The following is a 22151-nucleotide window of genomic DNA, read 5'->3' on the forward strand; positions in this document are numbered from 1 at the left end:
CAGCAAGCTCCCCCTCGACCTAATGGAGTCCTGCCAGTGCTTTGGCCAAGAGGCGCCAGATGTCGGCGGCGAGATCCAAGCTGCCCTCGTCACGGGCGTTCGACGCCACTCGCTCGAGAGTCTCTGTACCTTCTGTGGTCTTTCCTTCACTGATGAGGAGTAGGCCGTCGAGCGCCGCCAGCCGCGATTTGTCACGGTAGGTAAGCAACAGCGTGGAGTCGTGAAGTGCTTGGCAGCCCGCCCTGGCGTCGGCCAACCGGCCTTCGTGGTAGGCCAGGTAGGCAAAGAGAAGCTCCATCTCCTGGCGGTACAGGGGGCTTCCGGTGATCTCGACCGCGTGGGAGACCTCAACGAGCCGGCGGCGCGCCATCTCGGTGTTGGGTGGGGACAGTTGCAGAAACAGGGAGGCGGTCGCGAGCCTGGCGCGGAGCCAGAGATTCGGGTCGTGGTGCGTGGTGAGGAGCTGCAGCACTTCTTCCAGGTGCCGCTCCGCGGTCGCGTAGTCGCCCAGCCGCACTCGGACGGTCGCCGACGCCCACAGTGCCTCCACCCGCAGGTCGAGTCTGTCATCCGGGACGAGCTCGCGCAGTTCATCCGCGTAGGACAGGGCAGTAGTGAGCTGTCCGTCCTCGGCCTCGATGGAGATCATCGTAATGAGAGCACCGGCGATCTCGGGCGCGTCCAGTGGCGTTCCGCGAGCGATCTCCAAGGCCCCTGTTGCGATCTCCCTTGCCCAACGCATCGCTCCTGTCGCCCGGAGGGAGCGGCCCAGCCGGGACCGGGCTCGGGACCTCAGGTCATCGAGCCGCAAGTCATCACTGAGTGAGACGAGGCGTTCCAGATAGTCCTGTTCCTCTTCTCGGCGTCCAGTCCGTCCTGACGCATCAGCCAGTAGCCAGAGAGCCTGGGCGCGCAATAGCGGGTCCTCCTCGGGGTCGAGGGCCCCCTGGTCCGCCAATGCCTCCACTGCCGCGTCCGACCCCGCAGAGGTCGCGGAAATGAGTGCCCGTGCAAGGGAACTGACTTCACTGGGCTCTCCTGAGAGCTCCTCCACGGTGATGTTCAGTTGTTGGGCGATGTAGGCGACCACCTGCGCGGTGGGCGGCCTGGCGCCGGACTCCAGGCGGGAGAGATAACCCGTCGACATGCCTTCACCGGCAAGGGCCGCCTGCGACAGGTGTCGCTCGGTTCTCAGTTGCTTGAGGCGGCGCCCGAAGTCGGGCTGCTTCAGAGATTCCACGTTCCACCGTCAGATCGATTCACGTACGTGCAGGGCGGCTGTGTCAGATCACTCAGAACCCGCCACGTCGTTGCCAGGGTTGGCAAGGTGGTGAAAAGTTCTGGCATTACAGTCGTGCTGGGGGGCCTGTGCCTACTACTTTAGGACACCCAGTGACGAAGCTTCGTAAGCTTGCCACAGTGGCCCACCTTGCCGGGGGCGATCTGCGTTTCGCCACCTGAGCCGGGGCCCGGCTGAGGCATGGTCCCGTTGAGCTGGACCCGCGAGACGGCCTTGCTGTTGATCGTCCAGGGAACGTCTGGCCGCGGAGTACGCAGTGCGGTGCGCTCGCCAAGGGTGACCGCTGCCCGGCGGAGATCATCACCCGCTGCGTGTGGCTGTGGCCCCGCTGGCCGCTCTCTGTTGCGAGGTCCAGGAGCTGTTGCCCGAGCGGGGCATCGAGGTCTCCTGCGGGACCGTCCGCCACTGGTGTGCCAGGAGTCCGCGAGGCAGTTGCGCCGACGCCGGCCGTGACCCGGGGACGGATGGCACCTGGACGAGGTCTTCGCCACCGGCAAAGGTGAGTTGCCGTCCAGGCACATCGTAGGCAAGAGAAGTTGTCAAGTATTGACATCGTTTTGGCAACTGAAGCAACATCGTCTCAGCGCCGAGGATCTCCCAGCTATGCGGCCGGGGCTCCTTTTGGCTGAAGCGCAACTGTGGCAGGGCTCGACCGCTGCCGCTGGACCACAGGAGATACGGAGGAGGGTCTCGATTGTCAGCCCTTCATGCACACGTGGAGCACCGGACGATGGCAGACGCCGATCGGCGTGGCGCACCACCCCTGGACGGCCCGGGGCAGCCGGTCCCCAGGACCCTCGCCGACCACCTGGCGAAGTACGCTCTGCTCACACCCGACACGCCGGCCATCCAGCATGGCGATGCCGTGCTGACCTACGCCGAGCTCGACGAGCAGGCGACGCAGCTCGCGATCCGTTTGCGAGACCTGGGGGTCGCGCATCGAGCGCGGGTCGCGGTGGAGATCCCGCGCTCGATCGACCACTTCGTGGCGCTCCTGGCGATCTTCCGGGCCGGCGGGACCCACGTCCCGATCGATCCGGACCAACCGGCCGAGCGCAGGCAGTCGATCGTTGAAGCCGCACAGGTCCACGCTCTCATTGGGCGCGGCCTGAAAGTTGAACGTCTGCCGGCGTTCGCGACGGCGGCGCCTCATACGCGGGATCTCGCCTACGTCATCCACACGTCTGGCTCGACCGGCACGCCCAAAGGCGTGATGGTCAGCCACGAGGCGTTCCTCCACCACCTGACGAGAGTCAGGGACGTCTACGGTTGCGGCTCCGGCGATCGGATCCTGATGCTGGCGGGCCCGGTCTTCGACGTGTCACTCGAGCAGATCGGCCTCGCGGTCCTCAGCGGGGCCACGCTTGTCCTGCCCGACGCCGATTTCTGGATGCCGCAGGAGATCCCCGACAAGATCGCGGAGCTGGGCATCACGGTGGTTGACATCTCTCCTGCCTACCTCCGCGAGACGCTCGCCCATGTCGAACGCCGCGATCCCCGGCTGCGCACCCTGCGGCTGCTGAACATCGGCAATGACGTCATCCGCTATGGGGACCTCCAAGAGTGGTTCGCCAAGGACGTTCCGGCGGATGTCATCTGCTGCTACGGGCCCACTGAGGGCACGATCACCGCCACGGTGTACCCGGTCACTCCGGCGATGGCTGAGGGGAAGAACCCGTCAGTGCCGGTCCCGATCGGGTCGCCGCTTCCCGGAACCCGTGTCTATGTGCTGGACGAACAGCTGCACCCTGTCGAGGACGGCGCTGTCGGGGAACTGTTCATTTCCGGGCCGCGAGTCGCCGCCGGCTATCTGAACCGCGCCGAGGAGACCGCCGCCCGCTTCCTGCACGACCCGTTCGCGGGTGAGTCCGGTACACGCATGTATCGGACTGGGGACATGGTCCGCAAGGGATCGGACGGCGTTCTTGAGTTTCACGGCAGACGGGACGGCCAGGTCAAGATCCGTGGTTTCCGGGTGGAGCTCGGCGAGGTAGAGCACGCTCTGCGCACTCATCCGGGCGTTCGCGCGGCTCACGCTCAGGCCGAAAAGGACCGCGACGAGGTCGCGATCACGGCGTACGTCGTGGGAGAGGTGGATGTGCGGGAGCTCGCCGAGCATCTCCGGAAGCGGCTCCCCGACCACATGGTCCCGGCGAAGTGGGCAACGCTCGACGCGCTGCCGTTCACGCCTGGGGGCAAGGTCGACCGGGCGGCGCTGCCCGCCGCCGGGCGTATCGTCGCCGACCCTGAGGGGGGCCGGTCCTTCTCTCGCACGGAAGCCGAGCTCTCGGAGATCTGGGAGTCGCTGCTGGGCGCTGCCCCGGCCACTGGTGGAGATGATTTCTTCGATCTTGGTGGCGATTCGCTGAAGATCGCACGTCTCAGTGCGCGAATCGGCGAGGTGTTCGGAGTCCGGGTTCCGCTGCGTCAACTCATGGAGCACAGCCGTCTGTCGGATCTCACGGAGCTCGTGGAGGACCTGGTGCGGCGCGACTCTGCCCGTTCCGAAACCAAGGAGACCTTCAAGACGCGTTCCGCAGCGTTCGACGTGACGGTCTCGGTGAGGGATCCGAAATTCCTCGGGACACCGATTGGCCACCGTCGCACCTGGATGCTGGAACGTTCCCTCAGTGAATTCCAGTCGGATCTGGAGCATCTGGACCGGCTCGTCGCGTCGCAGATACGCGGCGTCGACCGACCTGTCATCAATGGGTCCTGGGATCGGAGCGGAGCTCGATACACGCCCTCGCAGCTGGTCATCGAGGGCCAGGAGGTCATGCAGGACTGGGAGCGCCCGCTGATGCGGGCGATGGCGGCCCACGTCACCGAGAGCCGAGGGCACGTGCTGGAGGTGGGCTTCGGCATGGGAATCTCGGCCACCTTCATCCAGGAGTTCGGAGCAGCTTCCCACACGGTCATCGAGCCGAACGAAGACGTCATCAGTGCGTTCGAACGGTGGCGCGAAGGCTACCCGGACCGCGACATCCGGCTGGTTCGCGGGTTCTGGGACGGGGTGATCGACCAGCTCGGACAGTTCGACGCGATCTTCTTCGACACCTATCCGACCAACGAGCGCGAGTATCGCGACACGGTCGTGCACAGCACCAACTACGCGGAGAGCTTCTTCGAGACGGCCGCCGCCCATCTTCGGACCGGAGGCGTCTTCTCCTATTACACCAACGAGATCGACACCCTCGGACGCTCCCACCAGCGCAGCTTGCTCAGGCACTTCTCCTCCTTCTCGGTGGAGGTGGTGCGCGATCTCGCGCCGCCGAGTGACTGCACCTACTGGTGGGCCGACTCGATGGTCGCCGTCAAAGCCGTTAAATGAGAGAGGCGGATACACGCATGCCCCCCAAGACGCTCGTGACCTATGTGCTGAGCGAAGAAGATGTCGAGGCGCTCGACGCTGTCATCCAGGACATCGTGCGAGCGGGGCACGACCCGAGGTCCGGTGACCTGTACGACCTTGCGTGGCGGTATCTGGCCGGCGTCCCCGCGGGTCTGCGCGAGGCGCTGAGCGGTTTCCGCAACGCGGAGACCGGTAGCGCGTTCGCGATCCGAGGCTTCCGCCTGGACCCGGACGGGATCGAGCCCACCCCGGTGAGCTGGGCCGAACCCGACTCGCTGCGGAGGGAAGAACTCTTCCTCGCGCTCACCGGTATGTGCCTCGGCGAGGTCTACGGGTGGTCGACCCTCCAGAAGGGCAGTCTGATTCAGAACGTCCTGCCCCTGCCGGGCGTGGAGCAAGAGCAGAGTGGCCACAGCAGTGACGTCCTGCTCGGGTGGCACACCGAGGACGCCTTCCATCCCCATCGGTGCGATTATGTCGGCCTGCTCTGCATCCGTAACCTCGATCGGGTTCCCACGACGGTCGCCTCGATTCGGGACATCGAGCTCAGCGAAGATGCCAAGAAGATCCTCTCCGAGCCCCGTTACGTGATCTATCCCGACACCGAGCACCTGGGTCAGACCGTCGACGACGGAACCCACTTCGGACTGTCGGAGATCCGGAAGCTGCGGGACAGTCCGGACCCCGTGGCCGTCCTCTTCGGTCACCCCGATGAGCCCTACCTGCGACTTGACCCTTTCTACATGACGACCTTCGGGACCGACCCCGAGGCCGAGGAGGCGCTCAAGGAGATCTGCGAGAAGCTCATGGTCGCTGAGTACGACGTCGTTCTCGAGCCGGGCGACATCGTCTACGTCGACAACTTCACCGCGGTGCACGGCCGACGTCCTTTCCGCGCGAAGTACGACGGACGTGACCGCTGGCTCAAGAAGCTCACGGTGACAAGGAACCTTCGCGCTTCGCGCAGTCTGCGTCGCTCATCCTCCTGCCGAGTGATCGGCTGAGGTAGGGGATCTGTGCTGCAAGCGGGCGAATGGAATTCGGCGCCTGCCCTATGGGGTCAACCATCTGCCTTGGTGGGACCTACCTGAAGTGCGTACGGCCATCGACGATGAGGCGCTCCTCCGGTACGGCTCTGGATACCAGCCTGCTCCCGGGCGACGCCGAGCGTGTGATCGTCGTCCATCTCGACTGCAGGGACGTCGGCATTCCCCATGTCCGCTTCGCCATTGAGGACTGCGCCCAGGCCCTGGGCGCAGTCCCCCCCAGACGGTGCCATGGCCGGCACCGAGGGATTCGCGGGAGTTGCCTCGGGGTCAGTGAGGCAGTCCAAGCCATCCAGCTACGGCAGCTACGACGGCTCAAGGAGACCTGTGACGGCCTCGAACGCAACCAGGCGATCCTGCGGGACGCCCTGAGCGATCTGCCGGGCATGGAGCTTGCACCGCCGGGGCCAGGCGACTCGAAGCTGGGTGTCCGCATCGTCACGCCCACCGCCGAACACCGCGAAAGATTCCTTCGGCTCCCGGAGGAACGATCCACTCAAACATCTGCGCTCGATCGGTATGTCCTCTTCGACCACCCCGCCCTCAGAAACCGCAAGTCGCTCTACTCCGGCGGTTTCCCCTGGAACCCCGCCGAGGGCGACTCATGCGCGATCTCCCGTGACGTATTCGCCCGGGCCAGGGCCCTGCTGGCCCCGACGTTCACCATCCCGGTCGCGCCCGAGTACGCGTCCGAAGTACAGATCCGCTTCAGCGACCTAGTCCGCCTCGTCCTCTCCGGAGAGAAGTCATGCGTCCCTGTCTCCTGCTCGTCGATGGCCGGCCCGGCACCTTCACCGATCACGTCCTGAGCCGAGACGATCTCGACCTCGTGCTCTTGAGGTTCGAAGAGCACCTCTCCTCGCTGCCCGCTGACCACCTCCTGCGCACGGCGGACATCCCCACGTTCACCATTGCCGCCGACGCCGACATCTGGCGGGAGGCTGAGCGCTACCTCACTTGGGTGGCGGGGCTCCCGGCACGACCGGGCCACTTCTGCAACCCGCAGGAGCCGCTGCAGGAGATCTCCCAGAGGTTCGCCGGCCTCGTTGGCCTGCCGCACCTCGACGCCGAGCAGGTCGCCTGGGTCCGGGACAAGACCGCGATGAAGCGGCGGTTCCGGGAAATCGGCATCCCCTGCGCGGAGTTCGCTGAGGTCGCGGATGGCGACGACGTCCTCGGCTTCGCGTCCCTGCACGGATGGCCGCTCATCCTCAAGCCGGTCGATGGCTGGTCATCCATCGACACCTACAAGCTCGACGACGAGCACGATCTCGCGAGGCTCCTTCCCCTGCCTTCCTCGCGCCGGTGGATGGTGGAGAAGTTCCTCACCGGGCGTGAGTACCAGTTGTGCGCCCTCGTCGCTCACGGACGGGTCCTCGACACCTACGTCTCGTGGACGCCGTGTGCGCTGCTGGAGACCGTCCACGGCGGCATCAACGGCTCCATCAGCCTCGGCGTCGACGATGAACTTGGCATCGACACGAAGGGGTTGGTTCAGCGCCTCGTCGACGGTATGCGCATCGATCACGGCTACCTGCACATGGAGTTCTTTCGATCGGACGACGGTGGCATCCACATGAGCGAGGTGGGAGCCAGACTCGCCGGCTGCGAGCTGCCCTCCAACCATGGGCTCGCCCGGAACTTCGACATGATGGCTGCGACACTCGACACATACCTGGGCCGCGTGCCATCGCTGGAGTACTCGGCGCCGCGCTGTGCCGGTGACCTGTTGCTTCCCTACAAGTCCGGTCGCGTCGTCAAGGTCACGCCCCTGGAGACGCTGCTCTCCCTGCCCGGAGTGGTTCACGGCCGGATGAACGTCGCGAGCGGCGACGACCTGCCCGATCAGCGGGCCTCCCACGCCTCTGCCGGCTACGTCCAGATTGTTGGCCCGTCCCGTCAGGCCGTGGAGGACCGGATGACGGAGGTCTTGGACGCCTTCGAACTGGTGACGGAGAACGTGTCGTGAAGGCCACAGCCTACGGCCGTCACTTCACGAGACCAGAGATCAGAGGCCGCGATGTTCTGGTCGTTCGTCGGCCGTCTCCCCCCGTTTCCTGGTGCCACTCGGTCGTAGTAAGGCTGTCGGCAGCAGCGCATGTCGGTAGTTCGCTCCCTCCCGTCAGCGCTTCCTACCCGTGCGCTGCTCCCGTGGTGGCCGGGTCCCTGGCCGAACTTGTGGCCTGGTTCGGCGGGCGCCGTCACCTCATGGCCCGGCCTGGCGAATGACCCGCCTGACGCGCTGCTCACGCGTTCCGAAGATCACCTAAATGCGCCTCACCTAACCCGACCAGACAAAGGCTGATGTCTGATGTCAATCCTCACAGATAGTAAGTTCAGCGATAAAGCCTCACGATGGCCATCGGGTCCCGTCGTAGCGCTCGCGACCGAAGACGACCGGGAATTCTTGAGAAGCATCTTCGCGTCCAGTCTCGACCCCTTCTACGACGGAGATCACGAGGCGCACGCGGACAGGGTCCTCGACGCTCATCTCGCCGCGGGAACTGACAGCTACGGCCATTTCTCAGTGGCGCAGCGAACCTTCGTTCTCTGGTCGGACGGCTCGCCGCAAGCGCAGCGAGTGGGCGTCCTGCACCTCGCCGTCAAACGGCAGGGGACTGTCAAGATCAGCCCGCTGATCCTGGTTCCGAGCCATCGCCGGCGCGCCGGTTTCGGGAGCGTACTCCTCCGCACCGCTCTGGCTTTCGCCTGGGAGCAGGGCGCTCGGCAGCTCTACTGCACGGTCGCCGCGGAGAACACACCGGCCATCACATTCTTCACACGCCATGGGTTCAGGCTCGCCGGGGAGTCGCCGAGCCAGTACAAGCCCGGCATGACCGAGCTGATTCTCTACCGCGGGCTCATCGCGGCAGACGGCGAGTCACCGCGTGACCTGCACATGCGCCTGTTCGAGGACGGCGACGCGGCCGTGGTGCGCGATCTCATCCTGGATTCAATGCCCAGCGCCTTCCAGGGCGTGGACGACGACTGGGTCCGGGCGCTGTTCGATGGCCACCGCCGTCGGTTCGACAGGGATCTCAATCAGAAATACAAGATCATTCATGTGGCGGTCGACTCGGCCGGGGCGATCCAGGGAACCGTCGCCGCCGGCCCCAAGAAGGGCGACCCGGTGAAGCTCATGCCGCTGTGCGCGAAGTCTCCCGAAGCCTTCAGCTTCATGCTCGAGGAGATCCCCCGACTCTTCGGAACCCTGGGCCGGAAGCTCTATACGCATCTTCCGGCGTCGCCTGCGACCACTGCTTTCATGCAAGGGAGCGGATGGCGGCTCGAAGGGCTTATGCCCGCGGCCTACCATCCGGACTGGTGCACCGTTCAGTGGAGCCTCTGCTTGTGAAAACCTCACCAGTGATCAGTCAGGGGAGGTCGGTCCGCCGAAGCGGGGAAGAATTCCTGAGGCTGCGACGCGCCGAAGAGTCCCTGGAATTCGCCACCGCCTGTCACGGGTCGGGGGTCAGCGTCCGCCCGTTCAGCGGTGGGGGAGTACGTATCAGCCTCTGTCCTGCGGAGAAGAACGATGCGTTCCTCGCCGTCACCGCTGTCCTCGCGAGAGGCCGAGTGGTTCACTCGGAGATGGAAGAGATGGTGGGGAGTTGAGAGTTCGTCGCGCTCCGCGGACCTCGTCCGAGCTCTGGCTCCGCTGCCCCCGGCCCATGCCCGGTGCCCAGGTGCGGCTCGTCTGTTTCGCGCACGCGGGCGGCTCAGCTGCGGCCTTCCGCTCCTGGACCATGGGACCCGACGTCGAGGTGGTCGGTGTCCAGTATCCGGGTCGGGGCGATCGTTTCGGAGACCCATTTCCCGAGGATCTGGAGCAACTCGGCCGCGAAGTCGGCGAAGCGATCGCCATGCTGGACGAGCGCCCGACGGCTCTGTTCGGTCACAGCCTGGGCGCTCTGGTCGCCTACGAGGCGGCTCGTCATCTTGAGGAGATCGGTCAGGCACCCGTTCATCTGTTCGCCTCGGCGTGCCGTTCGCCGCAGGGCGCCGACAGCAGACCATCTATGGCAGGGCTGGACGACGCGACCCTCGCTGAAGAACTGATCAAGATGGGAGGCACCGATGCTCTGGTCCTAAAGGATCTGGAGCTGCGCGAACTGGTACTGCCCTATATCCGTGCAGATTTCACCCTGCTTGAGGCCTACGCGCCATTGGGGGAACCACTCGCAGTGACACCGGTTCTGGCGCTCAACGCAGTTGACGACCCTTACGTAACCGATGCGGAGATGGCCGGATGGTCGGGGGCCACGCAGGCCGGGTTCCGGGCGGTGAGGTTCGCCGGAGACCACTTTTATCTGGTTCCGAGGCAGGAGGAGGTGCTCGCCACGCTCCGCGCCGCCCTGGGTGTGCGGGCGGGCCGGGGCTGAGCGGCAAAAGGGAGGCTCCCCATTCAACGTGACAGATCCGGCCAGCTGTGATGTGACCCTTCATCAATTCTCGGTACGCGTCCGGGACCTCCCTGTGCCGTCGCTCCCTGGCCCCGTGCCGCCGGACCCCCCCCACGGCGGCGCGGTTCCCCGGCCGGTCGGTGCTTCCCCCGAGCGCCGGCCGGGGCTCTCCGAACACGCGTGACGCTGGACCCGCCCCGCCCCCGGGCATGGTCGTCCACACGTACGCGCCATACGAGGTCGTCTCCATCCCTCTGTGGGTCGACGGCCGCGGGCACCGGGCGGCCGGCCGGGAACATGGATGTCGAGCGTGATGGTGCCGGTCCTGGTGATCCAGAACCGGCCGGCGTGCCCGCCTTCCTCAAAGATGCGTGTGTTGCCCTGGGCGACGGGCACGTCGCGGGCGGTTCAGCAGACGGTGGTGCTGGTCGGCGGTGAGGGCGCTGGCGATGGTCACGGTGCTGGTCGTGGTTCGACCTCCTCCGTGAGCGCGCGACTTCGTCGGTGGTGTTGTCACCGGCCGTGGCGCCGGGCGATGTCAGGCCGCGGCTCGCCCAGCCATAGAGATCAGCCGCCGCCGAAGTCAGGGCCTCCGATGGTGTAGAGCAGCAGGGCGAATGTGGCCAGGGTGAACAGCGCTGTCATGAGGCGCTGCACGCCGGTCGTTCGGGTCATGTCGGTTTCCTTTCGTGTTGAGGCCTCAGCCGCCGCTCCAGTCGGGGGCTCCGATGGTGTAGAGCAGTGGGGCGAAGGTGGCCAGGGTGAACAGCGCTGTCATGAGGCGCTGTACGCCGGTTGTTCGGGTCATGCCGGTTTCCTTTCGTGTTGAGGCCTCAGCCGCCGGTCCACTCGGGAGCGCCGATGGTGTAGAGCAGTAGGGCGAAGGTCGCGACGGTGAACAGCGCTGTCATCAGCTGCCGCACACCGGTTGTTCGGGTCACGTGGGTTCCCTTTCGTAATGCGGCCTCAGCCGCCGGTCATATCGGGGGCTCCGATGGTGTAGAGCAACAGGACGAAGGTGGCCACGGTGAACAGTGAGGCCAACAAACGCTGTGCGCTGATTGCTCGGGTCACGTCGGTCTCCTTTCAGGGTGAGGCCTCAGCCGCCGGTCCAGTCGGGGGCTCCGATGGTGTAAAGAAGTAGGGCGAAGGTCGCCACAGTGAACAGCGCTGTCATCAGGCGCCGTACGTTGCTGGTTTGAGTCATTTCTTGCCTCCTTGATGTGTTGTGGTGTGGGCTGGTGCATAGCGGTGGCGATAACCACGGCCGCTCCCAGCGTGATGAGGATGTCGCCGATGCTGATTACCGCATGCACAGGGGGTACGGGGATGAAATCGCCGAGGAGTGTCAGCCGACTCCCGTGCGCGGCTGCGATGTTCTTGGCCGTTTCCTGCCCCGGTGGGATGCCGGCGGCGGCAGCGGCTGCGGGCGAGTAGGGCATCCGGCCGTTGAGCGCGATCGCCATGCCGTTGAGCAGTCCGCCTGCCAGAGCCGTTGACGCAGCGGTCTTCAGCAGACGGCTGCGCCCCCGCAAGTTGACGAGCAGCCACCCCAGCACGGTCACGAAGGCGGTGGCCAGCAGTACGCTGCGCAGTGCTTGGCCCGGTCGGCCGTCGATACGGCTGGTGGTGTACTCGGCCATCTGCATCGCGCCGGCGAGCCACACCAGCCACAGTGCCCGCAGCCGGGTGGCGACCAGTCCGCCCAGTCGGCCGCCGCTCGCATAGCCTGCCGTGACACCGACGATCGCGGGGAAACCGAAGAGCATCATGGCCTGCCCGCTCACGGTTGTGTCCGCTGTGTCCGCGAGGTACGTGCGTTGCTCGCGCGGCGCGCGAGAGCGAGACACGTGCTGACGGCCGCTTTCCCATGGGGATACGTAAGGGCGGCTTGACCGCGGGCTATGGGTAGTTGGCCAGTCATCGGATTCTCCTTCTTCACCGCATGTGCACGCTGGCGAGCAGAGATGCGAACCTCACGCCACTGGCCACCGATGCCGATGTTCGAGGGACAGACACAACGGCTCTTGCCTAGGGCGCAGTTCCCGCTCCGCCGAATGCGCGCCGTCCCTTTCTCTTTGCCATCCGGACCGCCTGAGTGATCGAGTCAACGCGTCGCAGGGCCACCGTGCATGACGGACAAGGGCAATTCTCGCCAGAGCCATCGTTGTCCACGCCACGATGCGGGCAGCGACGCAGGTCACGGCTGAACCGCAAGCGGACAACTGGACTTGTCCGCGGACAACTCTTCTGCCTGGCCCTGGAGGCCGGCCGCATACACGGCGACCTCTGCCGACCGTCAGCGTGCTGCGCGGCACGCGCGCCGCTCGGCGCGGTAAGGACTGCACGCCTTTCTGCCATCGCGACGAGCCCGCTGAGACGAGGGCCAGCCGGTGCGCGTGCAGCGGAATGGGCGGGATGCCGCCAGGAGTGGGGGCATGGTCCGGTAGCTGTCAGGCTGCCCCTTCCCGTCAACCTGGGTTGACGGGAAGGCCTTGTCAACCTAGGTTGACAGTATGAACGACGCAAGGGATCTTGCCGAGCGGGCGGGGGATCGTGACCCCAGGATCGGGCTGCGCGCGGTGGCCGCGCTGCGGCGCCTGCTCGAACAGCTCGAGGCCGTGCAGGTGCGCAGTGCGCGCAACCAGGGCTGGTCCTGGCAGGAGATCGCCGCCGAGCTCGGGGTGAGCAGGCAGGCCGTGCACAAGAAATACGGGAGGCAGTGATGTTCGAGCGGTTGACGGACGGCGCCCGGGGCGTGGTCAAGGGTGCGGTGGGGCTGGCCGGGCAGCGCGGCGACGCGCGGGTCGACCCCGGCCATCTGCTGCTCGCGCTGCTCGACGCGCGGGGCACCAAGGGGGCGTTCGCGCTGGCCGCTCTGGGTGTACAGCGTGAGGCTGTGGTGGGCGGGCTCGACGAGGCGCGGCGGCGCGGCGGGGTCTCGGCGGCGGACGCCGAGGCCCTGGCCGGGCTCGGGATCGATGTCACCGAGATCGTGTCGCGCGTCGAAGAGGCCCACGGCGAGGGCGCATTGGCGAGCAGCGGCCGACAGGCGGGGCGGCTGCGCCGGGCGGGGTCCGGACACCGGCCGTTCACCAAGGAGGCCAAGACGATCCTTGAGCAGTCCCTGCGGGTGGCCCTGGCCCGCAAGGACAAGATCATCGGAGACGAACATCTGCTCCTCGCCCTGACGGCACGGCCCGGTGTCGTACGGGATGTGCTCGCCGGGTGCGGGGTGACCTTCGACGGGGTGCAGCGGGTCCTCGGTCAGGGCAACGGAGGCGCGGCCACGGCAGGTTGATGCCCGGGCCGGGTCGGGCCGGGCCGAGGCCGCGACTGACGAGAGCCCCGGACCAACGGGCATCCGTTACGGCGGTACGTACCCCTGCCCCGCCTTGACACCTCGTGCTCGCAGAAAAGTGTCGGACCGCATCCCGCAGGTCGGCGTGTGAAGCAGGTCGGCGTGTGAAGCGGACGATCAATGCCGAGCCCCGCCCGAGGACTGGTGCGCAAGCCAGGTGGACGCCCTCGTCCGGCAGCGCTACGGGAACTGGGCTCGGGAGTGGGACTGTAGCTACGGCTACGGGGGACCCATCGGCACTCGATCACCGGGGCAAGCTCGCTGACCACGTTGTTCCCGGCCGGTGTGCCCCGTCAGCGTGGGCAGGGCGACGGTTTGCTGCCCTCGCCCTGCCCGCCGGGATTGCCCCGGGTGGGTCAGGGCGCCATACCGGTGTTCTTCAGGCCGGACAGCCAGAAGACCTCGTGGTAACCGTTGCCGTCGAAGTCATCGGTGTAGAAGAGGTCGAACGTACCGTCCGGCCGCATCCCGAGACCCGGGCGGTTCTGGTCGCCGAAGGCGAGCGGGGAGAGTCGTGCGTCGGGGAAGCGGCCGGTGGTGGAGCCGTCCGCGTTGAAGCCGCGGGCGTAGATGTCGGTGCCGTACACACCGCCGTGGACGTCGTTCCAAGCCACCAGGAACGATCCGTCGGCCGCGGCAGCCAGCGAAGGCCGGCCCTGGACCTGACCGGCCTCGCTGCCCGCGCCGCCGTCGACAGTGCGTTCGGCGAAGCGGCTGCCGAAGGACGCGTTGAACCCACCGACGCTGATCTGCCACTTCCCGCCGGCCTCGCCCTGCCAGGCGACGACCGGGCGGCCCTGGGCGTCAACGGAGACCACGGGCCTCTCCTGCTGCCCGTCCACCTTCGTATTGAGAGTGCGCGACGAGACCAGGACCGTCTCGGTACGGTCGTACTTGGCGCCGGCGATGTTGTAGGAGCCGTTCGCGTCGGCGTCCTCCTGCCACACGACGAAGACATTGCCGGCCGGGTCCAGAGCGACGTCCGGGGTGCCGTTGGTGCCGGTGGCCGCGCCGACCCGGAGCGAGGCCGGCTGTGCGGTCTGCGTGATCGAGGCGAACTCACGCAGGCGCACGCCGGTGGTCCCGTTGGGGTCGTTCTGCCACGCGACGACGAAGGAACCGTCGTCACGGGTGGCGACGGCGGGCTCGATCTGGGCGCCCGTCCAGTCGTCGTCGTTGGCCCAACGCGTGCCCTGGAGCTGACCCGTAGGACCGTAGCGCCGAACGGCGATATTGCCCTGGCCGTTGCCGTCGGCGTCCTCGGTCCAGACGACGACGGCGTTGCCGTTCGCGTCGATGTCGACGTCCGGGTCGAGGTGGCTGCCAGCGGCGTTCTCGGTGTCCATGGACACGCGCGTCTCGTACTGGCTGACGCCGTCCTTGAAGACGCGCAGCCACACATGGGTCGGGTGGCCCGTGCCGAGGGTTGCCTGGCTCTCCCAGACGGCCGCCGTCCAGCCGTTGCGGGCCGCGACCGCGGGGGCCCGCTGGTCACCGACGGAGTCGGAGTTGACACCGGTGGTCAGGGCGGCGTCCGGGAAACGCTCGGGCAGGAACTTGACGGTGGAGTCGCGCAGGATCTGCCAGTCCGCCGCGTAGGCGTCGTAGATGGCCGCGTTCGCGATGTGCAGCGAGGACTCGTCGGTGCTGGTGAGCGTGGGACCGTAGAGGTTGGCCGAGCCGGTGTAGACGTGTCGCTCGGGTACGCCGCCGGCTCCCGTCCATTCCAGCAGTACGTACTTCGAGTGCAGGTAGTTCGAGCACTGGCGTCCCGGGCTGCCGTCCAGCTTCGGGGCTTGCGGGTCGCGTCCGCACCCGCCGTCCGGCAGGACGTAGACCGGTACCCCCAGCGGAGGCAGGAACTTCGCGCCGTCCTCGGCTCCCGCGCTGATCACGGCCTCGATGCGGCAACCGCTCTGGGCGCGTCCGCGCAGCGCCGTCTCGACGAGCGGGCGGTCGGTTCTCCAACTGGCCATCGCGATGCGGATGCGCCCGCCTGAAGCGCACGGGACCGCGGCGATGCGGGCCGCGAGCATGTCGTCCTCGGCGGATGCCCGCGGGTAGAACCACGCCTCGACGGTGCCGCCGTGTCCGCTCTGGTGACCGCCGTTGGTGTCCGTCCAGGTTTCGTCGCCGCCAGACGCCTCGACCTGCCACATGCGGTTCCACGCCCCGAGGTAGGCGTTGTAGATCGCGGTGTCGCCGGCGCTGACGAGCATGTCGTTGTGCAGTGCGTAGCTGCTCTCGACCATGTTGTGCGAGGACTGGGCGACCACGTTGGTCCGGCCGTCACTGAGGGCGCTGAACAGCCAGAACTTGTCGTGGTTCTCGACTTCGGTGCGCATGCAGCCCCTCAGGCACCACGTCGTCCGGTCGGTACCGAGACGGTTGTCCAGGTCTTTCTGGACGGGCAGCAGCTCGGAGTCCGCGTCGGGGCAGATCCAGGCGGTCGCCCCCTGATGGCAGCGTTCCCCGATGACTCGTACGTCCACGCCGCGTTCCTTCGCGGCGACGAGGGCGTCGGCAACGGGCTGACGGTCGATGGCGTAGATGGAGACCCGCACGTCCGAGCCGGGCTTCGCGGCGTCGATGAGGCGGATGGTGTTCACTTCGAGCGAGTTGTCGAAGGAGTTGACCGTCGGCCGGCTGAAGAACGCCTGGAGCGTTCCCGTCGGCGTCGTGACCACCGGGGACGCCACACCTGTTGTGCTCACCGGCGACGCCGTACCGGTCGTGGAAACCGATGCCGTCGCCTCGGATTCTGCAGTGGACCGGGCCGAGGCCGTCGCCGGACCGAGGGCAGCGAGCATCGTGGTGAGGGCCGCGAGCACGAGCCACGCTCGTGATATCCGCATGCGCCTTCCCCTTCTGTGGACACAGTGGACCGGGGGAGACTATCCGGCGCCTGGGGGCAACGGACCGTCGAACCCGAAGAAGGGGGCCTGGTGGGCGGCCTCGAAGTTCCGATGGACGGACGGCACCGCCCGTTGGCGGCCGTACGATTTCGACGACGTGGCAGGTAACGCCCGCGCCCGCCCGGTCGTTGACCCCGCATGACCAGCGCCGGGGCGGCGGGACACGGTCATGCTCAGGGCGCGTGGGAGCGCGGGAGCGCGTGGGAGACGCGCGGACAAAGGAGTGTGTACGCGAATGACCACCATCGCACCCAGCGGCAACGAGCCCGTTGACCTGCTGGTGGTGGGCGCGGGCCCGGCGGGCGTAGCGGCTGCGGTGATGGGCGCGAGCCTGCGGCTGCGTGTCACGCTGGTGGAAGCGGTCGCGGTCGGTTCGAAGGTGGCGGCGATCGGCGCACTGGAGAATGTACCCGGCGCCTGGCTGACAGGCCCGCAGCTCGCCGCGGCGTTCGCGGCGGACATCGCAAGGCACCAGGACGCGAACCGTCTCACCGTCGTTCAGGCCAGGGCGACCGCCGTCACCGGACACCGTGACCGGGCCGAAGTGGTGTTGGCGGACGGCTCCTTGCTCACGGCGGCAACCGTGGTGGCGGCGACAGGAGTCACGGCACTGACCCCCCAGGACGTGGACTGGATCGAGTCGACCGGGGCCGTCAACGTACCCCCCTTGTGGCGCGCCACCCCCGAAGAGCTCGAAGGGCGAGAGGTGGTCGTTCTGGGCGCCGACCGACCCCTGGGCACCTGGCTGCGCGCCCACCCGCGCACGGACGCCCGCCTCCACGTACTCCACACCGCTCACGACAGCTACAAGACCGCCGAGGTGGCCGACGACAGCAGGGTCCGCTTCACGCCGGCCGGCCGGGTCGAGATCGCCGAGCGCTCGGGAGGCGGGTACGACGTCACCGCGTACCACCCGGACGGCGCGAGCCGCTCGGCCCGTGCCGATGTCGTGCTCGGTAATCTGGGCAGCAAGCCGTCCGCGCTTTCCGGCCTGGTCATCGGCCCGGACGGCTACTGCCCGCCGGAGGCTCAGCACCCGCGCGTCCTGGTGGCCGGAGACCTCAAGGGCGCCCGGATGCAGCGCATTGCGGTGGCTCTGGGCGACGGAGGCCGGGCGGCGCTCATTCCGTACTACCGTTCGCTGGAGAATGGCTTCGCGCCTTCGCCTTGACACTGCGTTCCGCGGCGGACGGATAATGACGCCCTGCGGAAGAGGAGCCGGGGGCCAAGGGGGGCCGACGTGGATGACCGCGCGTCTCAGGGAATCCACAATCCCCTCACCTTCCTGGGTGCCGCACTCAGCACCACCGCGTCCGTCATCATCGCGCTGGCCGCGGGTAAGAGCGACAACAACGTGCATTCCTGATCGTCACGGCCGTTTTCGTGGCGCTTCTCGCGCTTGCGTTCTTCGTGATGCTCCTGATGCGACCGGGACGACGGGATGAAACGAACACGTCATCGAGTCGAACCGAACCCGGCCCTCCCGAGCTGGAGATGCCGTACGACGTCTTCGTCTCCGGCCCGATGGCGTCGTTCCCGAACAGTGAGCAGTACGGGCACGGCCGGGGGGAGCGCGCGAGCGGAGCGGCCCGAAGGCCCGGCGTGGGGCCATCGGCTCACGATGGACCCTTGTGAGCAGCAGCGGGCTGCCCCCCGGGCCTCCCCGCCACGAGGGGGAGGCCCGGGCCGCGGGTCACCTAGTAGCTGTCGTATGTGGGCTTACCGTTCGGCCGGTAGACGCCGATGACCGTGCCACTGCTCGTCGTCGAGACGCTGACCGGCTCCAATGCCGTGGGGATCGCTCCGTCGGCGAACAGCCGCTTGCCAGTGCCGATGATCACTGGGTGGATGGTCAGCCGGTACTCGTCGACGAGGTCGTGCCGCATGAGGGTCTGGGCGAGGTCGCCGCTGCCCACCACGTTGATGTTGCCGCCGTCGGACGCTTTGAGCATACGTACGGCATCGACGACGTCGCCCTCCAGCAGGGTGGAATTCTGCCACTCGACGGACGTCAGGGTCCGAGACGCCACGTACTTGTGCATGGTGTTCATCCGCTGGGTGAACGGGTTGGCGGGATCGGCGGTCGGCCAGTACGACGCGAAGATGTCGTACGTCTTGCGGCCGAGCAGCATCGCGTCGGAGAGCTCGTACCAACCGCCGATGGCCGCGCCGACCTCGTCGTCGCTCACCGGCTTCTGCCAGCCGCCGTAGGTGAAGCCGCTCTGTGCATCCTCGTCCGGACCACCCGGTGCCTGCATGACGCCGTCCAGGGTCAGGAACGTGCAGACAATAATCTTGCGCATGGTGCGCTCCCTTCGTCGACAGGCAGACCGCACGACCGCCCGAAACTCATCGGCGGGACGTCCGCAATGCGGCCTGAGCCCCGAGCGTGGGTGCAGCCCGGGGCGGTCCACCGGAGAACCCTGGCAGTTGCGCGACACCGGTGACCTGCGCGAATGATGCGGACGCGGGCTGTGCTCGGCGTTTCGTGCGCGGGCCGGCCTGCGCGCTGCCCTGCCGGAATCACTGCTTCTCTTAGTAGACCGGCACACCATTGCGGCGCTGAGACGGATGAACCACTGCTTGTGGCTCCTGGAGGCACTGGCCCGGGCAACTCCAGGCCATGGCTACGGCGGAACCTGGGACCAGTCCTGCGGTGACCATCGCGCCGCCCACAGGAATACATCGACCAGGCAGGCACGCCAGAACCCTCGGCGCAAAGGGATCCGTGCGGCCCCTCCCGGAGTGAGCCGCCAGCCGGGCCCCTCCTACGGGTACGGGTGTCAGGAGCGGACGGCGGCCACCAGCTCGCCGGTCGTCACCACCCGGGCGAAGCCGCCGCCGTGCAGCGAGACGGCGCTGGCTCGAGCCAGTTCGTCGGCCGTCAGATGCCAGCCGTTCGGACCGGTCAGGTCAAAGGTGTGGGTGGCGTCGAGGGCGACCAGCACGTCGTAGCCGAGGTTGCCGCCCATGCGGGCCGTCGTCTCCACGCACATGTTGGTTTGAATGCCGACCAGCACGAACTGGGTGACGCCCGCAGCCTTGAGCCAGCTGTCGAGCTCTGGGGTGCCGTAGAACGCCGAGTTCACGGACTTGGTGACGAGTAGCTCCGGACCGGCGCCCTTGCCGCGGCGCGCTTGGACGTACTCCTTGAAGTCGTTGCCCTCGGACCCGGTCCGCAGGGGAGAGCCGGGTGTGGACGAGTCGTGCCGTACGAAGACGACCGGCCGGTCCGTGTGCTGCCAGGCCGCGATCAGTGCGGCGATGTTCTCGTCGGCGGCGGGGTTGTTGCGGGGGCCCCAGAACTCCGACTCGTCGAAGCCCTTCTGCACGTCCACCACTACCAGTGCCGCGTTCTGTGTGATCTCCATGGCCACGATCCTGCCGCCCCGGCCGGCCCCGTCCCAGAGGACCGGAAGACAGCGATCGATGGTTTACTGCCACGGTGACGCAACCTCTACGGGCCCGGCGCATCGCCCTGCTCGCCTTCCCCGGGATCCGGGCCTTCGACGTATCGGTGATCACCGAAGTGTGGGGCGCGGACCGTACCGGCTACGGAGTCCCCGCGTTCGAACTGCGCCGGGTCGCCGCGACTCCCGCGCCCGTAGCGATACGGGGCGGCCTCACGCTCACGCCGGACCGCACGCTCGCCTGGCTGCCCCGCGCCGAGCTGATCCTCGTGCCGGGCCTGGACGACCATGTCACCCCGGCCCCCGAGCCCGTCCTCGCTGCGTTGCGTCGCGCTCACGCCCGGGGGACCACCATCGCCGCGCTGTGCGGCGGCGCGTTCACCCTGGCCCAGGCAGGACTGCTGGACGGACGCCGGGCGCTGACCCATTGGGCACTGACCGATCTGCTGAAGACCCGACATCCCCAGGTGCAGGTCGAACCCGACGCCCTGTTCGTCGAGGACGGCAACCTGTGGACGGCCGCCGGCACCGCCGCGGGCATCGATCTCTGCCTGCACCTGGTGCGCACCGCTCACGGGGCGGAGGCCGCCGCGACCATCGCCCGTTCCATGGTCACCGCACCCTTTCGGACAGGCACCCAGGCCCAGTTCATCGAACATCCGACGCGAGCCGTCGACCGTGACGTCGACGTGCTGGCCGAGGTACGCGCCTTCGCCCTGACTCACCTCGGCGAACCGCTGACCGTGGCCGCGCTCGCCGGCCGCTCCGGAATGTCGCCGCGCTCCTTCGCCCGGCACTTCGCGGCGGCGACGGGGACTACGCCGCTGAACTGGCTCTTGGGCCATCGCGTCGCGGCGGCTCAAAAACTGCTCGAACGTACCGATCTGCCCATGCCCGAGATCGCCCGCCGGTGCGGTTTCGGCAGCGAGATCACCATGCGCCAGCACTTCGCATCCCGCCTGGGGACCAGTCCGCGTGCCTACCGCGCTTCCTTCGCCCAACCGTCCTCGCCTGGAACGGGTTCAGCGTAATGACGCCGGCGGCAGGGGGCTGGGTATGGCCTATCTGGCCCGGGTAGCGGTGTGACGACGCCGAGGTGCGGGTGGCAGCGCGGATCGTGCGTGCGACGGCGGCGACTCGGGCCCAGTTGTCGTCCGGGTTTCGGGGCTGGTCAGGAGTAGTAGAGGGGGCAAGCGTTGCGCAGACTGTGTTCGGCTGCGCGAAGGTACATCGCTGTGTAGAAGGCAGCGTCGAGGTCGTCGTACCAGGGGCCCGGGTGTGTTTTCGCTGAGCGCTGTACTTCGGTGCTGGTGAACCAGTTGGTGAGGGCGAGGTTGTCGCAGTACGCGGGAATCTGCGGCGGTAGCGCAAGCTGGTCGGCAAGTGTCCGGGCGATGGCAAGCACGGTGTGGGCCGATTGCGCGATCGTCGTTTCGTCGTGGGGCGATGGCGCGCGCAGTTCGACGGGATGGGGAAGCGTGATGGGCAGGAGCAACTCCCAGTCGAGGAGCGCGCCCGTGTGATCCTGACCGTTGGCCTGTGTGCGGCACAGGGAGCTGAAGCTGTCCATGGGGCGGTTGAGCTTCTCTTCGAAGGTGGTACCTGATCCGGGGGCGAAGTTCCGGGGCTGGGGCGGCAAGAACGGCGGAAGCCCGAGGCGCTTCAGTTCGGCGGCCAGGGCCTGTGCGGTGGGCTTGAGGACTTCGTCGTCGTCCCAGTCGTCGGCGGAGATACTGACCAAGTAGATACCCATGGCGGGGAATCTACGGTGAGGCACTGACAACGGGGCCGGCCTCGGCCACGAGAAGGCACGATCCTGGCTGGTGAGGTGGGCGCCGGGTCCTGTAAGCGGTGACCGGCATAGTCTCTGCCGGTTAGTGCGGATCGCTGAGTGGCAGCAGCCTGGCACCGACTGGTCTGACTGTCGTTTCAGAACGAGGCTGCCTGCGGCTCCCATGTGCGTCTTTATGGCCGGTGGGCATGGTGCGCGCACCCGCGCGGACCATGGTCGTGACGGAACGCAGGGCCCTGGCACGGTCCCCCGCCGTGGGGACCCGTGGCGCGGGCCGCCCCTGCCTCGGTCTCCGCGAACTCGCCTGCCGCACGGCCATCGCCCGCAGGAACCTGCCACGAGCGGACGCACCCACGGCAGCGGTCCTGCACTGCGTTTTGGCGCGCAGCCTGAACGGGCAGGGCCGCCACGACGAGGCATTGGCCGAGGTCCGCCACCCCACATCGCCGGACAGCGCCGACATCGGAGCGGTGGACATCAACACAGCCGCGGCCCTTCACGGCCTGGGCCGCCGTCCCGAAGCGGAAGCCACCGCCCGCCAAGGGCTCACCGTCCGCGACCGGTCCCTCCCT

17 protein-coding genes and 1 pseudogene are annotated in these 22151 nt (G+C 67.5%); 12 read left to right on the plus strand and 6 right to left on the minus strand.

Annotated elements, in window-relative coordinates:
* Positions 1 to 19 precede the first annotated feature (19 nt).
* Complete coding sequence (locus ACJA3G_RS02055; protein ID WP_406551099.1) at positions 20 to 1240, minus strand: helix-turn-helix domain-containing protein; 1221 nt, start codon at positions 1238 to 1240, stop codon at positions 20 to 22.
* A gap of 790 nt (positions 1241 to 2030) precedes the next feature.
* On the opposite strand from ACJA3G_RS02055, the gene ACJA3G_RS02060 reads away from it, so the two are divergent.
* The 6 genes from ACJA3G_RS02060 (at position 2031) to ACJA3G_RS02085 (ending at position 10080) form a co-directional block, all read left to right on the plus strand.
* A complete protein-coding gene (locus ACJA3G_RS02060) occupies positions 2031 to 4631 on the plus strand; it encodes an amino acid adenylation domain-containing protein (RefSeq protein ID WP_406551100.1) in 2601 nt (866 codons plus the stop codon).
* A gap of 17 nt (positions 4632 to 4648) precedes the next feature.
* Complete coding sequence (gene gntD, locus ACJA3G_RS02065) at positions 4649 to 5656, plus strand: guanitoxin biosynthesis L-enduracididine beta-hydroxylase GntD (protein ID WP_406551101.1); 1008 nt, start codon at positions 4649 to 4651, stop codon at positions 5654 to 5656.
* A 107-nt stretch (positions 5657 to 5763) separates the two neighbouring features.
* The gene (locus ACJA3G_RS02070; RefSeq protein ID WP_406551102.1) at positions 5764 to 6507 is read left to right on the plus strand and encodes a hypothetical protein; all 744 of its coding nucleotides are present in this window, start codon (positions 5764 to 5766) and stop codon (positions 6505 to 6507) included.
* Positions 6447 to 7667 (plus strand): ATP-dependent carboxylate-amine ligase, encoded by a 1221-nt coding sequence (locus ACJA3G_RS02075; RefSeq protein ID WP_406551103.1) that lies wholly within the window; start codon positions 6447 to 6449, stop codon positions 7665 to 7667. Before ACJA3G_RS02070 ends, ACJA3G_RS02075 begins: the two co-directional genes overlap by 61 nt.
* Positions 7668 to 8009: 342 nt before the next feature.
* A complete protein-coding gene (locus ACJA3G_RS02080; protein WP_406551104.1) occupies positions 8010 to 9053 on the plus strand; it encodes a GNAT family N-acetyltransferase in 1044 nt (347 codons plus the stop codon).
* Positions 9054 to 9369: 316 nt separating this feature from the next.
* Positions 9370 to 10080, plus strand: coding sequence for a thioesterase II family protein (locus tag ACJA3G_RS02085; protein ID WP_406551105.1), 711 nt, complete (start codon positions 9370 to 9372; stop codon positions 10078 to 10080).
* A 1091-nt stretch (positions 10081 to 11171) separates the two neighbouring features.
* On the opposite strand, the gene ACJA3G_RS02090 is transcribed toward ACJA3G_RS02085, so the two are convergent.
* Positions 11172 to 11888: a DUF5317 family protein gene (locus ACJA3G_RS02090; protein WP_406551106.1), complete on the minus strand. Its 717-nt coding sequence runs from the start codon at positions 11886 to 11888 to the stop codon at positions 11172 to 11174.
* A gap of 729 nt (positions 11889 to 12617) precedes the next feature.
* Between ACJA3G_RS02090 and ACJA3G_RS02095 the strand changes: the two genes are divergently transcribed.
* Both ACJA3G_RS02095 and ACJA3G_RS02100 read left to right on the plus strand, forming a co-directional pair.
* The gene (locus tag ACJA3G_RS02095) at positions 12618 to 12827 is read left to right on the plus strand and encodes a helix-turn-helix domain-containing protein (protein ID WP_406551107.1); all 210 of its coding nucleotides are present in this window, start codon (positions 12618 to 12620) and stop codon (positions 12825 to 12827) included.
* The gene (locus tag ACJA3G_RS02100; protein ID WP_406551108.1) at positions 12827 to 13402 is read left to right on the plus strand and encodes a Clp protease N-terminal domain-containing protein; all 576 of its coding nucleotides are present in this window, start codon (positions 12827 to 12829) and stop codon (positions 13400 to 13402) included. Before ACJA3G_RS02095 ends, ACJA3G_RS02100 begins: the two co-directional genes overlap by 1 nt.
* 416 nt (positions 13403 to 13818) lie before the next feature.
* Here ACJA3G_RS02100 and ACJA3G_RS02105 read toward each other — a convergent pair whose 3' ends face one another.
* A complete protein-coding gene (locus ACJA3G_RS02105; protein WP_406551109.1) occupies positions 13819 to 16176 on the minus strand; it encodes a phospholipase D-like domain-containing protein in 2358 nt (785 codons plus the stop codon).
* A 436-nt stretch (positions 16177 to 16612) separates the two neighbouring features.
* Between ACJA3G_RS02105 and ACJA3G_RS02110 the strand changes: the two genes are divergently transcribed.
* Complete coding sequence (locus ACJA3G_RS02110; protein WP_406551110.1) at positions 16613 to 17548, plus strand: FAD-dependent oxidoreductase; 936 nt, start codon at positions 16613 to 16615, stop codon at positions 17546 to 17548.
* A gap of 69 nt (positions 17549 to 17617) precedes the next feature.
* On the plus strand, positions 17618 to 17743 hold the full coding sequence (locus ACJA3G_RS02115; protein WP_406551111.1) for a hypothetical protein: 126 nt from the start codon (positions 17618 to 17620) through the stop codon (positions 17741 to 17743).
* 331 nt (positions 17744 to 18074) lie between these two features.
* On the opposite strand, the gene ACJA3G_RS02120 is transcribed toward ACJA3G_RS02115, so the two are convergent.
* Both ACJA3G_RS02120 and ACJA3G_RS02125 read right to left on the minus strand, forming a co-directional pair.
* The gene (locus ACJA3G_RS02120; protein ID WP_406551112.1) at positions 18075 to 18680 is read right to left on the minus strand and encodes a dihydrofolate reductase family protein; all 606 of its coding nucleotides are present in this window, start codon (positions 18678 to 18680) and stop codon (positions 18075 to 18077) included.
* A 480-nt stretch (positions 18681 to 19160) separates the two neighbouring features.
* Entirely contained in the window at positions 19161 to 19748 is a 588-nt protein-coding gene (locus ACJA3G_RS02125; protein ID WP_406551113.1) for a cysteine hydrolase family protein, read from the minus strand.
* A 74-nt stretch (positions 19749 to 19822) separates the two neighbouring features.
* On the opposite strand from ACJA3G_RS02125, the gene ACJA3G_RS02130 reads away from it, so the two are divergent.
* Entirely contained in the window at positions 19823 to 20818 is a 996-nt protein-coding gene (locus tag ACJA3G_RS02130) for a GlxA family transcriptional regulator (RefSeq protein WP_406551114.1), read from the plus strand.
* Positions 20819 to 20958: 140 nt separating this feature from the next.
* Here the strand turns inward: ACJA3G_RS02130 and ACJA3G_RS02135 are convergent, their stop codons facing one another.
* The gene (locus ACJA3G_RS02135) at positions 20959 to 21540 is read right to left on the minus strand and encodes a hypothetical protein (protein WP_406551115.1); all 582 of its coding nucleotides are present in this window, start codon (positions 21538 to 21540) and stop codon (positions 20959 to 20961) included.
* A 227-nt stretch (positions 21541 to 21767) separates the two neighbouring features.
* Between ACJA3G_RS02135 and ACJA3G_RS02140 the strand changes: the two are divergent.
* Positions 21768 to 22151, plus strand: a pseudogene (locus ACJA3G_RS02140) (hypothetical protein); the annotation flags it as partial.

It is taken from the genome of Streptomyces sp. YS-3, from assembly GCF_045257485.1.
Lineage (GTDB): Bacteria > Actinomycetota > Actinomycetes > Streptomycetales > Streptomycetaceae > Streptomyces.

Bases quoted from the DNA above. Each gene is read 5' to 3' on its own strand.
- ACJA3G_RS02060 (WP_406551100.1), top strand. From the start codon at position 2,031: ATGGCAGACGCCGATCGGCGTGGCGCACCACCCCTGGACGGCCCGGGG.
- gntD (WP_406551101.1), top strand. From the start codon at position 4,649: ATGCCCCCCAAGACGCTCGTGACCTATGTGCTGAGCGAAGAAGATGTC.
- ACJA3G_RS02070 (WP_406551102.1), top strand. From the start codon at position 5,764: ATGAGGCGCTCCTCCGGTACGGCTCTGGATACCAGCCTGCTCCCGGGC.
- ACJA3G_RS02075 (WP_406551103.1), top strand. From the start codon at position 6,447: ATGCGTCCCTGTCTCCTGCTCGTCGATGGCCGGCCCGGCACCTTCACC.
- ACJA3G_RS02080 (WP_406551104.1), top strand. From the start codon at position 8,010: ATGTCAATCCTCACAGATAGTAAGTTCAGCGATAAAGCCTCACGATGG.
- ACJA3G_RS02085 (WP_406551105.1), top strand. From the start codon at position 9,370: ATGCCCGGTGCCCAGGTGCGGCTCGTCTGTTTCGCGCACGCGGGCGGC.
- ACJA3G_RS02095 (WP_406551107.1), top strand. From the start codon at position 12,618: ATGAACGACGCAAGGGATCTTGCCGAGCGGGCGGGGGATCGTGACCCC.
- ACJA3G_RS02100 (WP_406551108.1), top strand. From the start codon at position 12,827: ATGTTCGAGCGGTTGACGGACGGCGCCCGGGGCGTGGTCAAGGGTGCG.
- ACJA3G_RS02110 (WP_406551110.1), top strand. From the start codon at position 16,613: ATGACCACCATCGCACCCAGCGGCAACGAGCCCGTTGACCTGCTGGTG.
- ACJA3G_RS02120 (WP_406551112.1), bottom strand. From the start codon at position 18,680: ATGCGCAAGATTATTGTCTGCACGTTCCTGACCCTGGACGGCGTCATG.
- ACJA3G_RS02125 (WP_406551113.1), bottom strand. From the start codon at position 19,748: ATGGAGATCACACAGAACGCGGCACTGGTAGTGGTGGACGTGCAGAAG.
- ACJA3G_RS02135 (WP_406551115.1), bottom strand. From the start codon at position 21,540: ATGGGTATCTACTTGGTCAGTATCTCCGCCGACGACTGGGACGACGAC.